Origin of the sequence: Oceanidesulfovibrio marinus, assembly GCF_013085545.1 — a bacterium.
Taxonomy (GTDB): domain Bacteria; phylum Desulfobacterota; class Desulfovibrionia; order Desulfovibrionales; family Desulfovibrionaceae; genus Oceanidesulfovibrio; species Oceanidesulfovibrio marinus.
In genome coordinates this window covers 3,313,428-3,328,904 of the sequence record NZ_CP039543.1, presented here as the reverse complement: position 1 = coordinate 3,328,904, position 15,477 = coordinate 3,313,428, and the positions used below count along the sequence as shown (strand labels likewise).

16 protein-coding genes are annotated in these 15,477 nt (G+C 64.4%); 9 read left to right on the top strand and 7 right to left on the bottom strand.

The annotated features are described in order from the left end of the window. Window positions 1-140 precede the first annotated feature (140 nt). The 5 genes from E8L03_RS14770 to E8L03_RS14750 all read right to left on the bottom strand — a co-directional run bounded on the left by E8L03_RS14770 (window position 141) and on the right by E8L03_RS14750 (window position 2,867). Window positions 141-800 carry a redox-sensing transcriptional repressor Rex gene (locus E8L03_RS14770; RefSeq protein ID WP_144234114.1) on the bottom strand — a complete coding sequence of 220 codons (660 nt, stop codon included), beginning with the start codon at window positions 798-800 and terminating at the stop codon, window positions 141-143. An 84-nt stretch (window positions 801-884) separates the two neighbouring features. Further along, complete coding sequence (locus E8L03_RS14765; protein WP_171267742.1) at window positions 885-1,229, bottom strand: ATP synthase F0 subunit C; 345 nt, start codon at window positions 1,227-1,229, stop codon at window positions 885-887. A gap of 70 nt (window positions 1,230-1,299) precedes the next feature. After that, the gene (gene atpB / locus E8L03_RS14760; RefSeq protein WP_144234115.1) at window positions 1,300-2,004 is read right to left on the bottom strand and encodes a F0F1 ATP synthase subunit A; all 705 of its coding nucleotides are present in this window, start codon (window positions 2,002-2,004) and stop codon (window positions 1,300-1,302) included. A gap of 4 nt (window positions 2,005-2,008) precedes the next feature. Then, on the bottom strand, window positions 2,009-2,485 hold the full coding sequence (locus E8L03_RS14755) for an ATP synthase subunit I (RefSeq protein ID WP_235896507.1): 477 nt from the start codon (window positions 2,483-2,485) through the stop codon (window positions 2,009-2,011). 13 nt (window positions 2,486-2,498) lie between these two features. Then, a complete protein-coding gene (locus E8L03_RS14750; protein ID WP_144234116.1) occupies window positions 2,499-2,867 on the bottom strand; it encodes an AtpZ/AtpI family protein in 369 nt (122 codons plus the stop codon). Window positions 2,868-3,316: 449 nt separating this feature from the next. On the opposite strand from E8L03_RS14750, the gene E8L03_RS14745 reads away from it, so the two are divergent. From E8L03_RS14745 to E8L03_RS14730, 4 genes are all read left to right on the top strand, one after another. After that, complete coding sequence (locus E8L03_RS14745) at window positions 3,317-5,761, top strand: Lon protease family protein (protein WP_144234117.1); 2,445 nt, start codon at window positions 3,317-3,319, stop codon at window positions 5,759-5,761. A 197-nt stretch (window positions 5,762-5,958) separates the two neighbouring features. Then, the gene (locus E8L03_RS14740) at window positions 5,959-6,744 is read left to right on the top strand and encodes a hypothetical protein (protein WP_171267741.1); all 786 of its coding nucleotides are present in this window, start codon (window positions 5,959-5,961) and stop codon (window positions 6,742-6,744) included. Continuing rightward, window positions 6,741-8,090: a histone-lysine N-methyltransferase gene (locus E8L03_RS14735; RefSeq protein WP_171267740.1), complete on the top strand. Its 1,350-nt coding sequence runs from the start codon at window positions 6,741-6,743 to the stop codon at window positions 8,088-8,090. Before E8L03_RS14740 ends, E8L03_RS14735 begins: the two co-directional genes overlap by 4 nt. Window positions 8,091-8,095: 5 nt before the next feature. Further along, window positions 8,096-8,845, top strand: a complete 750-nt coding sequence (locus E8L03_RS14730; RefSeq protein WP_171267739.1) for a septal ring lytic transglycosylase RlpA family protein — start codon at window positions 8,096-8,098, stop codon at window positions 8,843-8,845. Between the two features lie 271 nt (window positions 8,846-9,116). On the opposite strand, the gene E8L03_RS14725 is transcribed toward E8L03_RS14730, so the two are convergent. Further along, window positions 9,117-9,410, bottom strand: a complete 294-nt coding sequence (locus E8L03_RS14725; protein ID WP_144234121.1) for an integration host factor subunit alpha — start codon at window positions 9,408-9,410, stop codon at window positions 9,117-9,119. A gap of 36 nt (window positions 9,411-9,446) precedes the next feature. Next, complete coding sequence (locus E8L03_RS14720) at window positions 9,447-9,872, bottom strand: HIT family protein (protein ID WP_144234122.1); 426 nt, start codon at window positions 9,870-9,872, stop codon at window positions 9,447-9,449. A gap of 474 nt (window positions 9,873-10,346) precedes the next feature. Between E8L03_RS14720 and E8L03_RS14715 the strand changes: the two genes are divergently transcribed. The 5 genes from E8L03_RS14715 to E8L03_RS14695 all read left to right on the top strand — a co-directional run bounded on the left by E8L03_RS14715 (window position 10,347) and on the right by E8L03_RS14695 (window position 15,470). Next, entirely contained in the window at window positions 10,347-11,279 is a 933-nt protein-coding gene (locus E8L03_RS14715; protein ID WP_244963537.1) for a radical SAM protein, read from the top strand. Window positions 11,280-11,395: 116 nt separating this feature from the next. Further along, the gene (locus tag E8L03_RS14710; protein WP_144234124.1) at window positions 11,396-12,436 is read left to right on the top strand and encodes a glycosyltransferase family protein; all 1,041 of its coding nucleotides are present in this window, start codon (window positions 11,396-11,398) and stop codon (window positions 12,434-12,436) included. A gap of 180 nt (window positions 12,437-12,616) precedes the next feature. Beyond that, on the top strand, window positions 12,617-13,420 hold the full coding sequence (locus tag E8L03_RS14705) for an SAM hydrolase/SAM-dependent halogenase family protein (RefSeq protein WP_244963731.1): 804 nt from the start codon (window positions 12,617-12,619) through the stop codon (window positions 13,418-13,420). Then, the gene (locus E8L03_RS14700) at window positions 13,417-14,238 is read left to right on the top strand and encodes an adenosylcobinamide-GDP ribazoletransferase (RefSeq protein WP_171267736.1); all 822 of its coding nucleotides are present in this window, start codon (window positions 13,417-13,419) and stop codon (window positions 14,236-14,238) included. Before E8L03_RS14705 ends, E8L03_RS14700 begins: the two co-directional genes overlap by 4 nt. A 272-nt stretch (window positions 14,239-14,510) precedes the next feature. Beyond that, the gene (locus E8L03_RS14695; RefSeq protein ID WP_171267735.1) at window positions 14,511-15,470 is read left to right on the top strand and encodes an aspartate carbamoyltransferase catalytic subunit; all 960 of its coding nucleotides are present in this window, start codon (window positions 14,511-14,513) and stop codon (window positions 15,468-15,470) included. Window positions 15,471-15,477 lie beyond the last annotated feature (7 nt).

Sequence of the window (15,477 nt, the reverse complement as noted above, 5' to 3'; positions counted from 1 at the left end):
TCGCGCACAACCGCCATGGCATGCCATGCGGAACGTGCCGGGCGAGAGAGGGCACAACACAACGTTGCACACCGGAAGCGGTGCACAACGCAGCTCGAAAGGGAGTCTACGCGCCCTGCCATGGACGCGTGGAGGCGCTCCTAGCGTTCCTTTTCCAGCGTGATGTGGAAGGCCAGGGAGTACATGTGGTGGAAGAAGTCCACGTACTCGACATAGACGTAGTCGGGCACGGTAATGCGCGCGGGCGCAAAGTTGAGGATGCCGTGGATGTTGGCTTCCACCAGATGGTTGGCGGCGCGTTGGGCGCGCTCCGGCGGCGTGGTGATGATGCCGAGGTTCACGTCCAGCTCGTGGACCTTCTCCTTGAGCCGCTTGGTGCAGAGCACTTCCAGCCCGGAGACCTGTTCGCCGATTTTGAAAGGATCGCAGTCGAACGCCCCGATGATGTCGAAACCACGGAGGCGGAACTCGGCGTGATTGAGCAAGGCCCGGCCAAGGTTACCTACGCCGACCAGTACCGTCTTCCAGACGTGGTCGACGCCAAGGCTTTGCTTGATAGCGCCAATGAGGTCCTTGATGTAGTAGCCTACACCGCGGACGCCGAACTCGCCGAAGTAGGCGAGGTCCTTTCTGATCTGGGAAGGATTGACCGTGCAGGCCTTGGCCAGCAGTTCGGACGAGATAACCTCGGTTCCCTGGCGGTCGAGATCCTCCAACACCTGGACATAGAGTGCGAGCCTTTGGATAGTGGCTCTGGGGATGTTCTCGCTTTTGAGCGAGTAAAGCTGTTTGGGAGGCACTGTTTTTCTTGTGAAATCTGTAACTTGTAGAATCTAAAAAGGAGGCCGTCCGGAACGGAGACGGCCTCCTCGAAAAGAAGTCGCTTAGCCGATGAAGGGGTTGGCGACGAGCAGGATCAGGTTGACGACCAGGGCGTAAATGGCCAGGGACTCAACAAAGGCCAGACCCAGGATCAGGGTAACCATGATCTTACCACCAGCCTCGGGGTTGCGGGCGGTGCCGTCACAAGCAGCCTTCAGACCCAGGCCCTGGCCGATGCCGCAGCCGGCAGCAGCAATGGCCATGCCGATGGCGGCGGCGAAGCAGGTCAGGCCGAGAGCGCTGGCGTCCATGGTGGCGCCGCCGGCATGCTCCTGAGCGAAAGCGGCAACGGCGCCGACGAGCAGGATGGCCATGGTGTTCAGAACGATAAAGAAGGTCTTGCGCATTGGGATAATCCCTCCGGTAAAAAAGTGGTTATGATTGAGGCCTTAGCCATTTCCCCAATGTTAGGCGCGACTAGTGCGCGTGCTCCATGGAGCCCTTCAGATAGATCATCGTCAGCATGAAGAAGATGAACGCCTGCAGGAACTTCGCGAGCATGAACAGGAAGTAGATCGGAATCGTGCCGACGATGGGCGCCAGGATGAAGAAGAGGATCAGCACGATTTCCTCGCCGCGGATGTTACCGAAGAGACGCAGCGTAAGCGAGAGCGGCCGCGCGATGTGCGAGATGATCTCAAGGATCAGCATCAGCGGGGCGAGCGGCAGCATCGGGCCCATGAAGTGTTTAATGTAGCCGGGACCCCAACGCATGATGCCGATGCCGTTGTAGTAGAGGAAGACAAACACGGCCATGGCGGCGTTGGTGTTGACGTTCGCGGTAGGAGCGTCGCAACCGGGAACAAGACCCAGGAAGTTCTGGGTGACGATAAACAGGAAGAGAACGATGAGCACCGGGTAAACCTTGCGGCCGTCCTCGCCCATGTTTTCGACAACGAAGTTTTCGAGCCCGCCTATGATGGTCTCAAAAATATTCTGGAGCGTCCCCGGCACCGTCTTCAGGCTCTTGCGAACGAAAAACGCGGTGATGAAGAGGATGGCCATGGCGATCCATGTATAAAAAATATGCTTCGCCTCGTGCACGCCCAACATATGCGAGAGTGCCTCGTCAGCGCCCGTCAGGTTGGAGAAGAGCACCGGATGCGGAAGTCCACCTGCCATATGCCTAAGCCTCCTTCGCGTTTTGCTCGAAAAGCCGAGCGCCGCCCCACACCACTATGGTCGCAACAACCGTGGACAAACCAGCCACGAGAGCGACAACAGGCACCCGACACCAGACAATCAACAGGAACAGTGCAACTGCCGTGATTCCGAGCCGCCCATAGAAGCGGAGCAGCACGGATACGAGCAACTGCCGGTCATATTTGACAAAGACTATCTGCTGTAAGGACTTGGCGAGGAAGTAGAAGTTGAACGTGGCGAGCAGGGACCCGGCCACAAAGGCCAACGGCCACAGGCCCAGCCAGAAGAACAGCACGCCCGCGGGCAACACGGCCAGGGTCACCAGAACCTGCCAGGTGATGAGACGGCGCACCGCCGGCTGGGTGAAGCCGCGCTTGTACAGCTTCGCCTCCACGCCATGGCTCAGACGGCCGGCCATGGCCCGGGCTTGCTGCATCATTGTGGTTCCCTGCGTCTGCATGCTGCGTCGCCTGTCAGTCCTTGTCGTTCGTTTTCTTCCTGCTGGCGTCGCCCGCGTCGGGCTCCGCCCCTTGCGCCTTGTCTTTCTCGTCTTCTGCCAGCGCGGCTTTGGGCGAGGGCACGGCGTTCTTGTCGTGCATCCGCTGCAACCGCTTGGCTTCGAAAAAAACGTTCCGGAACCCGGCCACGATCCCCATGAACAGAAAGAAGAACGTGAGGTACGGCTTGGTGCCGTATTTCGGGTCGAGCCACTTATCCAGGTAGTACCCCATGGCCAGTCCGATGAAGGTGCTGCCCACCAGATGCATCCCTATGGTGCCGACGCCGAAGAGCGCGTCCCGTGCGTCCTTGTCGAAGATCCGAAATTTGCCCTTCTTGAACATGCGCGAATGTTGTCCCACCTCTTGGCCACTTTGCCTGGAAGGCATCGGGGGCCGTTTATTTCCGGCGCGATCACTTCGTGCAATTGTTCACAAGTCGCTTGCCTCTACCACAGCCCATAGCGCCAGTCAACGCGAATTGACCCTTGAAACGAATTTGGTAACACTGCGTCAGCCAACGTCATCCGGGCCATAACGAGATTTCCGGAATGCCGTCGCCGCTGCCCTTCGCGGAATTTACCGCCTGGCGCGCATTGCACGTACATGCTGTACGGCGGCGTTTTCCACGACCTTCCCTGCCGCGGCTGCGCGAATATGCCATTGGCCGGCGCAGACTGCAAAAAGAAATGTGCGGACATGCCCGCTGAGCCATCGACAACCAGCGCCGTCGTCACTACATTCGTGCACACGCTGCGCGCCGCGTGCAGCAGACACCGAACGTGAGGAGATACATGCCCAAGGTAAAGCCTTTGCCGGCCAGCCGACTGCGCGCCCGGCTTGACCCCAAATCCATACCCTTTGAAACGAGCGACGACATCCGCCGCGCGGCCGTGGCTGACCATCCGCCGCAGCCACGTGTTCTCGAGGCCCTGGAGCTGGGCCTCTCCATAGACGACCCCGGCTATCACATCTTCCTGTGCGGCGAGGAGAACATGGGCCGGACGTACCTCATCCGGAACTACCTCGACCCGGTGGCCAAAAAGGCCCCGCCGCCGCCGGACGCTGTCTACCTCTATAACTTCGACGACCCGGACAAGCCCATCGTGGTCACGCTGCCCGCCGGACAGGGGCGCGTGTTCAAGGAAGAGCTGGCCGACGCCGTGGACCGCGTGCGCCAGGAGGTGCCCGCCTCCTTCGAGCGCGATTCGTATCTGCACCGCCGCCGGGAGATCCTGGAGGCGTATCAGAAGACGCGCGACAAGCTCATGTCCGAGATGGAGAGCCAGGCCACCAAGAAGGGCTTCAACCTCGACATGGACGACGAGGGCGGCGTGACCATCTACCCTCTTGTGGAGGGCAAGGTGCTCACCGAGGAGGACTACGAGCGGCTGGAGCCCTCGCTGCGCAGCAAGCTGAAGGCCCAGGGCGACACCCTGCTCCACGCCGTCAACGATGTTTTGCGCCGCGTGAGCAAGGAGGACCAGGACTTCAAGGAGCAGGAGGACGCGCTGGACCGCGAGTTCGTGGAGTCCGTCCTGGCCATCCATCTTGATCCCCTGACGAAAAAATGGGCCAAGCGCTGCCCGGAAAGCGGTCTGGCCGAACACTTCGAGGCCATGCGCAAAGATCTGATCAAGAACCTGGAGCAGCTTGCCCCGCGCGACGGCGTGAGCGAGCCCACCAGCCTGGCCGGCCTCCTCGGCGGCGGCGAGCAGTCCAACGAGGACCACTTCAGCCGCTACGAGGTCCATCTCTTTGTGGACAACGCCGGCGCCGAAGGCGCGCCCGTGGTGGTGGAGGACCATCCCACGGCCCGCAACCTGCTGGGCTCCATCGAGCGCGAGTCCGAGATGGGCACCCTGGTCACGGACTTCACGTTGATCAAGGCCGGCGCCCTGCACCGCGCCAACGGCGGCTACCTCATCATCCACATAACCGACGTGATGCAGTACCAGAGCGCCTGGGAAGGGCTCTTGCGCTCGCTGCGCTCCGGCTTGGCGCGCATCGAGGAGGTTGACGAGGGGCAGGACCAGGTCAAGACCAAGACCCTGGAGCCCGAGCCCATGCCCGTGAACTGCAAGGTGGTGCTCATCGGCGACCACGACGCATACGAGACGCTTCTGGCCTACGACGACCGCTTTCCCAAGCTGTTCAAGATCAAGGCCCACCTGCAGGAGCACGTCTGGCGCAAGGCTCCGGCCATCAAGAGCTTTGTCAAAGCCCTGGCCCGCGTCATCGACGAGGCCAAGCTCATGCCCTTCGACCGCGCCGCCCTGGCCGGCGTGGTGGACTACGCCTCCACCCTGGCCGAGGACCAGCGCAAGCTTTCCCTGAAGACGCCGCTGGTGCGCGAGATCATGCTGGAGGCCGACGCCATGGCCCGTTCCGCCCGCAAGTCCGTGGTGGATGTGGAAAGCCTGGCCCGGGCACGCCGCGCCAAGGAGTACCGCGCCAACCTCTATGAAGAAGAGTTCCTGGAGGAGTACGACCGCGAGCTCATCAAGGTGGGCACTCACGGCTCGGCCGTGGGCCGGGTCAACGGTCTTTCCGTCACCTGGTTCGGGGACTACGAGTTCGGTCTGCCGCACCAGATCGCCTGCACCGTGGGCGTGGGCGACGAGGGCGTGGTGGACCTGGAGCGCGAGGCCGACCTGGGCGGCCCCATCCACACCAAGGCGATGATGATCCTGAAAAGCTACCTCATGGGCTGTTTTGCGCAGAACAAGCCCCTGGTCTTCTCAGGCAGCCTTTGCTTCGAGCAGTCCTACGCCCGCGTGGAGGGCGACTCGGCCTCGGCCGCAGAGCTCGCCGCCTTGCTCTCCGCCCTTGCCGAGGTGCCGATCAAGCGCTGCTACGCCTTCACCGGCGCGGTCAGCCAGTCCGGAGCCATCCTGGCCGTGGGCGGCGTAACCCGCAAGATCCAGGGCTTTTTCCAGGTCTGCCAGCGCCGCGGCCTGAACGGCAGGCAGGGCGTGCTCATCCCGGTGGACAACCGCGACCACCTGATGCTCGACGACAACGTGGTGGAAGCCGTGGAGCAGGGCCTTTTCCACATCTGGCCCGTCTCCACCATCGAACAGGCCCTGGAGCTGCTCACCGGCATGCCCACCGGCAACCCCCTCAAGCGCGGCGGTTTTACGGCCGGGTCGCTCTACGCCCGGGTGGACGCCCGCCTGGCAGAGCTGGCGCGGCTCGCCAAGCAGACCCTGCCCGGAGGCAGACGCCGGGCCATGTAGCGCTGCGGCCGGCCGCCAAGGCGGCATGGCCGGTCGCGCCGTGTCGATTCGGGCGGGCACGCCGCAACGAGGCGAACATCCGTCCATCAAATGGGTGGGCCGTCCATTGGCACAGCCCTGGCGCGCGTTGCGTGTTGTCGTCCCTGCGTGGCCATGGTACATGCGGAGCTGTCGAGTGCATTGCATGAAGGAACATTATGTCTAAGGTGTGGATCAAGGCCAAACGGCTCGAATTCGCCCGCGACGTGTTGCGGGACTTCTGCATATCCAGCAAAGAGCTGGAGGCGTGCTTCACCTCGTATGAGCAGGAAGGCCGCATCGGCTTTCCCTCCCTGCGCGACCTCATCGGCCAGGAGATGAACAAGGGGCTGCTCTGGCGTCTCAAGGACACGGCGCATCTTTTGTTCCGCCACGGCGAAGAAGGGCTGCTGGGCCGGTTCCTGGACTGGGGCCTGGGCTACATCTTCCACGAAGCCGTGAAGCTCAAGGAAGACGCCCACCAGCTTGAGAACTACGCGCCATGGTTCAGCGACATCGCCGCCTCCCCCCTGGATGAGGCGGAACGCGAGCTCATGGAGCGGCTTACCGTGGTCCTGGGCCAGACCCGCGAGTCCATCGACCGCGAGATTCGCCGCATCCGCTACATCATGGACGCCTGCCTCGACCTCTTCCCCATCTGCTACAACCAGTACGCCGAGAGCCAGCTCCTGGCGCGCTACCTGTTCGATCAGCAGGCCATCGTGCGCGAGGTGTTCCGCAACAAGTACGATCCCCTGGTGGAAGGCATCTACGGCGCTCCCCCGGAGAACATGCCCCTGCTCGCCGCGCGGAGCCTGCGCGAAGGCGGCTGGGTCGATCACGCCAACGCCGCGCTGGACATGCTCGAATCCATGCGGCCGGACCACCCCGATCTTGCCGCGGAGCGGGCCCTGCTTGCAAAGGGCATGAAGCTCTCCGGGCAAAGGAGGAAGGCCGCCGGATGAGCCGTTCCGGGAGTCCGGAGGAGCCGGCGCTCTTCCGCAGCATCTTTCCATACGGCGCCGTGGCGCGCATACCGTTCGAGGGCGCGCCGGAACTCCCGGCGCCTGCCGCCCGTCCGTATATTGCGGACTCCACCTTCCGCGACGGCCAGCAGGCCGCGCCGCCGTATCGCGTGGAGGCCGTGGTCACCCTGTTCGACCTGCTCCACCAGTTGGGCGGCGTCTCCGGCCTGATCCGCACCAGCGAGTTTTTCCTGTACACGGAGCGCGACCGCCGAGCCGTGGAGAAGTGCCTGGAGCGCGGCTACGAGCACCCGCGCATCGTGCCCTGGATACGCGCCGCCGAGCCGGACCTCCGCCTGGTCACGGACATGGGCTTTACCGAGGCGTGCATGCTGCTCTCGGTGTCGGACTACCACATCCATCTCAAGCTGGGCTCGGACCGGGACCGCTACAAGAAGCAGGCGCTGGCCATGGCCGAGGCCGCCCTGACCGCCGGCGTCTCGCCGCGCATGCATTTCGAGGACATCACCCGCGCCGACATCCCCTACTGCGTGGAGCTGGCGCGCGATCTGGCCGCCCTGGCCGCGCAGGAAAACCGCCCCCTGACGGTGCGGCTGTGCGATACCCTGGGCCTGGGCGTGCCCTATCCCGGCGCCGCGCTGCCGCGTTCCATCCCCCGGCTGGTGCGCACCTTTATCGAGGAGGCCGGCATCCCCGGCGAAAACCTGGAGTTCCACGGCCACAACGATCTGCACAAGGCCCTGGTAAACACGGTGACGGCATGGCTGTACGGCGCGGCCGGCGCCAGCGGCACGCTGCTCGGTTTCGGCGAACGCACGGGCAACGCCCCGGTGGAAGCGCTCTGCCTGGAGCACGTCTCCCTCACCGGCCAGGATGCGGACTGCGATTTGACCGCCGTGCCGGAGATCGCGCGCGTGTTCGAGCAGCAGCTCGGCCTCTCCGTACCGCCCAACTACCCCCTGGCCGGCAGCGAGGTCTCCACCACGGCCGCCGGCATCCACGCTCACGGCATCGCCCGCAACCCTGAAACCTACGCCGCCTGGGACGCCGGCGCACTGCTGAACCGCCCGGCCCGCGTGGCTCTGACCGACCGCTCCGGCCTTGCCGGCGTGGCCATGTGGCTCAACGACCGCTTCGGCCTGGAAGGCGCGGCCATGGTGGACAAGTCCCACCCCGGCGTAGCCGCCATGCAACGCGCCATTGTGGAAGCTTACGGCGACGGCGGCCGCGGCCGCCTGACAGACGACGAGCTCGTGCACATTGCGCGCGCCAGCATGCCGGAGCTCTTTTCGCCCCCGGAAACCCCTGGCCTCAACGGAGACTGATGACCATGCGCCCTGTCCCCGGAACCCTTCGGATTCCCGCCCTTCTCCTCGCGCTGCTCGCCCTGGCTCTGCTCGCCTCGGCCTGCGGCTCCTCCAGCGTCCGCTCCACGCCGCCCAGCCAGAAGCCCGGCACGTACAGCAAGGCTACGCAGCGGCCCTACACGATCAAGGGCACGACCTACCACCCCATCGCCTCGGCCGACGGCTTTACGGAAGAAGGCCTTGCCTCCTGGTACGGCCACCCGTTCCACGGCCGCAAGACCTCCTGCGGCGAGATCTACAACATGAACGACATGACCGCGGCGCATAAGATTCTGCCCATGGGCACCGTGGTGCGCGTACGCGACCTCAGCTCCGGGCGTTCCGTGGACGTGCGGATCAACGATCGCGGCCCCTTTGTCCGCGCCAGGATCATCGACCTCTCCCGGGAGGCGGCCCGCCGGCTGGGCATGTTGGAAAAGGGTACGACGCGGGTGCGCGTCTCCTCGCTTTCCAGCCTGCCGCAGCTCAAGGACGGCGACCTGCAGGGCCGGTTCTACGTGCAGATCGGCTCGTTCACCGTGCAGCAGAACGCCAACAGGCTGCTCGCGCAGATCCGCAGCCGCTACCCTGGCAGCCGCATCCAGTACGCCGTGGTGGGCGGCATGTCCTTCTGGCGCGTACAGGCGGGCACGTTCTCCAGCCTGCATGCCGCGGAACGCCAGAGCGACATGCTCGAGTCCAGCTACCCGCAGTGCTTCGTCATAGCGGAGTGATGTATGGAAGATACGCCGCGGCGTCCTGCGCCGGGCTTTCTGTCTAGCGGCAAAGAGATGGCGCGGGGATAGACTCGGCCAGCGTACGGCCTGGCCCGGCTCTCAACCGACAGAAACACGACAAACGGCCTCCCGGCGCCGCACCGATGGCGGTTCCGGGAAGCCGTCTCCTGCACCCAAAAAATACGTGTCCTCAGACGCGACCGGTAAAGGGCGCGCCAGCGCTGTGCGTCATACCTCTACAGTGGCGTCGCACAGCGGACAGCGTCTCCTACTGGTTGTTGAGCTCCGAACGGAACTTTCTGGAAAGGCGGAAGACCACCACCTTGCGCGGCGGCAGAGTTATGGTCTCGTCCGTCTGGGGGTTGCGTCCCTTGCGCGCCTTTTTGTCGTACGCCTCGAACTTGCCGAAGCCAGAAATCAGCAGCGCATGGTCTTTTTTGATGGCCTGCTTCATGATGCCAAGCAGGGATTCCACGATGGCCTTCACTTCGGCGCGGTTGCGCTGTGTCTTTTCGTAGATGGCGTCGACGATGTCGGCTTTGGTCAGTGTCTTGCTGCTCATGGATTACCTCCGATACACGAAATCCACAGAAGGCCGTTATTTGGTGATGGTTGCTCGCATTTTGTCGGCCACTTCCTGCATGGCCGCGTCACTGTCATACGGGCTCTGCGCCCAAAGGGAAAGCCCGTCGTCCTCATGCCGAGGTATGATATGGTAATGCACGTGAGGCACAAGCTGTCCTGCAACCTTATGCGTGTTCACCTGCAAGTTGAAGCCCTTGGCGCCCGTAGCCTCCATGGCTGCGGCGGCGATCTTCTGGACGGCCTCGTGCATCGGGCCGGCCAGGGCCGCGTCCATCTCCAGCAACGTGGCGAAGTGCTCCTTGGGAATCACAAGCGTGTGGCCCGGTTTGACCGGTGCGATGTCCAGAAAAGCAAAGACCGTGTCGGTCTCGAACACCTTCTGGCTCGGTATCTCGCCTGCCACTATCTTGCAGAAAATGCAGTCGGCATCACGTTTCATGTCGTGTCTCATTCCGGCCTGCTTCAGGAAAATCATAGCTCCCTAGCGGCCGTCACAAACAAAAACTCTGTGCCTCCGTCCCGTCTCGAAAACCGTTCCGGGAACACTGGACGGAGTGCGCGTTTTCAACCATTTTTGACACATCCGGACACGGTGGAGGGCTACCGGCCATGCTTCCAATGTTACCCGTTGACATAACTGAACCTTTTAACAAGATCAAGCGTTTCTGTGAAAATTTCCAGGACGATGTATTCTCCCAAATCTGCAAAAGCCTGTCCCTCTTACCTTTTAGCCTGTTTTACCGCATTGAGTGCTGAGAACATACCCACCATGTCCCCTTCTTCTTCAGATTTCTTAACAATTCGTCATCCAGAGCCGAAACCCCTCGCGCACCCACCCGTATATCCGGTGTTTTTGCCTTTTATTGGCTGTAGTTATCGCTGTATTTACTGCGCCCAGGACGTCCAGACCGGTGTGGGAAATCGTGCGATCGCGCCCGGCAGCCTCCGCAGCCTTCTCTTCAAGGAGCTCGCAGGCAGCGAACCCGTTGAGCTCGCCTTTTACGGCGGCACCTTCACTGCCCTACCGCAGGAGCTCATGCTCGCCTACCTGGACGTGGCCGCCGAGCTGCGGCAAGCCGGTCTTGTCTCGCGGGTGCGTTGCTCCACCCGGCCGGACTGCCTGGCCCCCGAGGTACTGGCATTGCTCGCCCGCTCCGGCATGGACCTTGTGGAGATCGGCATCCAGTCCTTCGACAACGACGTGCTCGCCGCCTCCGGACGCGGCTACAAGGCGGACGCCGCCGTACAGGGCTGCAAGGCCGTCCGCGCATCCGGCCTGGAGCTTGGCATCCAGCTTTTGCCCGGCCTGCCGCGCATGACCCCGGCCGTCTTTGCCCGCGATGTGGCCGCCGCCGCGGCTCTGGCGCCGTCCGTGGCGCGGCTCTACCCCTTGCTCGTTCTGGAGGGCACAGCCCTGGCCAGGCGCTGGCGCGCCGGCTCCTACACGCCCTGGGACGTGGACCAGACCGTGGACGCCCTGGCCGACGCATTCCTCACGCTCTGGCGCGCCGGCATTCGTGTCATCCGCGCCGGACTCGCCCCGGAATCCACGCTGGACGACGCCTTCCTTGCCGGTCCACGCCACCCGGCCATGGGCCAGCGCGCCCGCAGCCTGGCGCTCTTCCGGCTGCTGGAGCCCGCCCTTGCCGCATGGCAGGGGCCTGTCCGGCTCGACTATCCCCGCCGCTTCCAGGGCGAGCTCTGGGGCCATCGCGGCGAGCTTGTGCCGGCCTACGCCGCCCTGGGCCTGATACCAGGGGCCACGACGCCGCATCCCGAACCCTGGGAGCCGGACTGCTTCCGCCTCTCTGCGGTCGAGGCCCCAGCCGGCAAGCTCCCAGACTAACCGCGATGACCGCCAGCATTCTCATATATAATGATATCGGTCCGCTTTGAATGTGCGTTGCGCCGGCCCCGGAGCCGGCGTTGAGTTGCGCATGAAGAAATATTAGATTGCCGGCAATGAACATCCTGACCATCGAAGGGAGGCGGCTGGTGCGCGACCTCCGCGCCCTGGGCTGCGACGTGCTCGACATCAGCGGCTGCGACCGCGCAGCCGACGTCCTTCTGGAGCGCCCCCTCTATTATAAAGGGCTCCGGGCCCTGCTCGACTCCCGCGGGTTCCGGCCTGACGCCGTGATCTGGATGGACCAGGGCAACCTGCCCGTGGTCTTCGGCCTGGAAGCGCTGGACTGCGTGGTCCTGGGCTACACCATCGACGACTACTGCAACCCGTGGCACGTGCCGTTCAGCGCCTGCTTCGACGCCGTGTTCGTGGCCCAGCGCGACTATGTGCCGCTGTTCGAGGCCGAGAACCTGCCCCGGCCTGCGCGCTGGACCCCGCTTTTCTGCGACCACGAGCGCGACGTGGACGCCGGCGCAACCCGCGACATCCCGGTTTCCTTCGTGGGCACGCTCCAGCCCAAAAACATTCCGGACCGCTTTCCCTTTCTGGAAGCCTTCAAGAAGCGCCACCCTCTCTATACCAGGCAGGGCGACTACCGACCCATCTTCCACCGCAGCCGCATCGTGCTCAACCAGTCCGCCATCGGCGAGCTCAACTACCGCGTCTTCGAGGCCCTGGGCTGCGGCGCCGCCTGCCTCACCGAACAAACCGACAACGGCCTGGACGACATCTTCACCGCCGGAGAGACCATTCTGCCGCCCTACCCCAAGGGCGATGTGGAGGCCGCGGCTGCCGCCGCGCGCTTCTGGCTCGACCGGCCCGAGGCGCTGGCCGCCATTGCCCGCGCCGGCCGCGACCTGGTCCGCGCCGAGCACACCTCCCGTTCCCGCGTATCCCTGCTCCTCGAATGGGCGCAACTGTTGGCCCGCGAAAACGCCCCGGCGCGGCGTCTCGCCATCCGCCAGCGCGCCGCCGTGGGCGTAGCCACGGCCATGGCCTTTATCGCCGCCGAGCTCCTCGATCCCGCACTGGCCCGCAGCCGCCAGACCTACGAGAACCTCGCCCAGGGCTACACCTCTCTCTGGAGCAGGCTGTAATATTTATAGTATTCAGCACTTGGTGGTCGAGGGGCGAGGAATGCCTCCGGCGGGGAGATCGAGGGGCAGAGCCCCTCGGCTATTTACTTGCCCCCTTTGAAGGGCTTGGGTATTGAATCAAATATGAACGCGATCGTACTATTGACGGATTTTGGATTGGCGGATGCGTATGTGGCGCAGATGAAGGGCGTGCTGCTCTCGGAAGCGCCGGACATCCCGGTGGTGGACCTGACCCACGAGGTGGAGCCGCAGAACGTGGCCCAGGCGTCCTTTTTGCTGGCCACCACGCTGCCCCATTTCCCGGAGGGCGCGGTGTTCTGCTGTGTGGTGGACCCCGGCGTGGGCACGGACCGCCGATTGGTCTGCGCGGCCAGCCGCGGCCGGATCTGCCTGGCGCCGGACAACGGGTTGCTTTCGCTGGTGCTGGAGCAGGACCCCAACGCCCGTACGTACGATCTGACCCGCTTTGCCCGGCGGCGGCCGGATACCTGCGCGACCTTCCACGGCCGGGACATCTTCGCCCCGCTGTCGGCACGTCTGGCGCGGGGATCGTCGCCGGACTCCATCGGCTCGCGCATCGACCGGAACGAGCTGGTGACGCTGGAACCGTCCAGGGCAACAGCCGACGGCGACGCCGTGGACTGCCATGTGTTGCATGTGGACCGTTTCGGCAACGCGATTCTTTCCCTGCCGGTCGAACCGTGGAACGAGACGCTGGGCGCATGGCCGTCCGTCAGCCTGCACGGCTCCGAGCCCGGCCCGGCGGTTCGGGTGTCCTCGTATGCGGAGCTGGGCCGGCAATCGCTGATCCACGTGGCCACCTATGCGGAGCTGGCCTCCGGCCAGGCCGGCATCCTCGCCGGCAGCCAGGGCTTCATGGAGATCGCCATGAACGGCGTCAGCGCGGCGCAGCAGCTCGGCTTGCACCCGGGCGGACAGATACGGCTCTCCTCCACCAGCGCATGTGGGACGGGGAGCAAATGACCCCCGGCGAGCAGCCCACACCCGATTCTTCATCCACTACCGACAAGACGGCGCCTCCCGCGAGCCGGATGGACGGCGCGGCCATTGCCCTCGGCTTCCTGACGCGGCTCGGCCCGGCGCGGGTCTTCTCGCCCGGCGCTCTGGCGCGAAGCATCGTCTGGTTTCCGTTCGTGGGCCTTGTCGTAGGCGCGATCTGCACGGCCGCGGTCTACGGCCTGGAGATCCTTGCCGCCGGAGCACCCTTGGGGGCGCGAGCAACGGCCGGCGCGGTTCTGTACGTAGCGCTTGCGGCGTGGCTCACGCGCGGCTTGCACTGGGACGGCTTGGCCGACGTGGCCGACGCCTGGGGCAGCGGTGCGCGCGGCGAGCGGTTCTGGGAGATCATGAAGGACAGCCGCAGCGGGGCATTCGCCGTGTTCGGCCTGGTGCTGGTCGGCGGCGGGCAGCTTCTTCTGGTGCGGGAGGTGATCTCGCTTGGCGGATGGGGCGCGCTCGTCTTCGCGCCCATTGCCGGCAGAGCGGCCTGTGTCTGCCTGGCGTGGGCCGGGCGCACGCTGGGACGGCCCGGACTGGGCCAGATGCTTCTGGCCGGAGCCACGCCGCTGATCACCATATTCTGCGTGCTCCAGGCCAAGGTGGTGGGGCTCATGCTCATCCGCTGGGAAGCATACGTACTCTCGTTCATCCTGGGCCTGGTCGTTGTCGGCGGGCTGGCGCGGCTGGGCAAGCGCAACGGCGCCATGAACGGCGACCTCATGGGCGCGTCCATTGTCTGCATGGAGACGGTCGTCTTTTTCTCGGTCTGCGTTTTTGCGTGATCGTCGCGGCCGGACGATAGGTGCCTGAATGTTTTCCACCCTGCTGGGCGGCAAACCGGCGGCCGGAGTCTGCGCAACAGGATTTCAACCGTCCCCCCAGGCTTTTGGGGGGATTGACCGCCTGAAGTTTTTTCGGCGCATCGTTCCTCTTGGAAAATCTCAAATCTCGGTGTACTCTTCCGCGAATTTGCATAGGGCTCCAAACCCCTGTTTTCCACAGCACCGGCGCACGTCTTTCGCATGCGCGGAAACACGCCGCCAGAGCACCCGACATGAACGAAACCAGCACTGCGTCCTGGCCACACAAAGACCTCCTCGACGTCTCCCAGCTTTCCGTCGCCGAAACGCTGCATCTGCTCGATACGGCGACGTACTTTCAGGAGATCAACACCCGGCCGGTCAAGAAGGTCCCCACCCTGAAGGGCAAGAGCGTGGTGCTCTTTTTCGCCGAGCCCTCCACGCGCACCAAGACCTCCTTTGACATGGCAGGCAAGCGCCTCTCCGCCGACACCTTCTCACTCGGCGGCAGCTCCTCGTCCATCGTCAAGGGCGAGAGCCTCAAGGATACGGCGCTGACCCTGCAGGCCATGAACCCGGACGGCATAGTGATCCGCCACTCCTCCAGCGGGGCGGCGCAGTTTCTGGCGGAGCGGCTGCACTGCTCCGTGGTCAACGCCGGCGACGGCTGGCACGCGCATCCCACGCAGGCCCTGCTGGACGCCTTCACCCTGCGCGAGCAGTGGGGCGAGTTCAAGGGCAAGACCCTGACCATCCTGGGCGACATTGCGCACAGCCGCGTGGCCCGCTCCAACGTGCTGCTGCTCAACAAGCTGGGCGTCAACGTCCGGCTCTGCGCGCCGCGTACCCTGCTGCCCATGGGCGTGGAAAGCTGGCCCGTGGATGTGTACGGCGATCTGCACAAGGCCGTGACCGGCGTGGATGCGGTGATGTGCCTGCGGCTGCAGCTGGAACGCCAGGCCGCCGGCCTGCTGCCGGACCTGCGCGAGTACTCCCGCCGCTTCTGCCTGACGCCGGACGCCATGGCCAAGGCCAAAAAGGACGCCAAGGTGCTGCACCCCGGTCCCATGAACCGCGGGCTGGAAATCTCCTCGGTCCTGGCGGACGCCGACGGCAGCCTGGTGCTCAACCAAGTGGCCTCCGGCGTGGCCGTGCGCATGGCCATTCTCTACCTTCATCTCATGCGGCCGGAACGTTCCGGCGATACGCGATGACCACGGA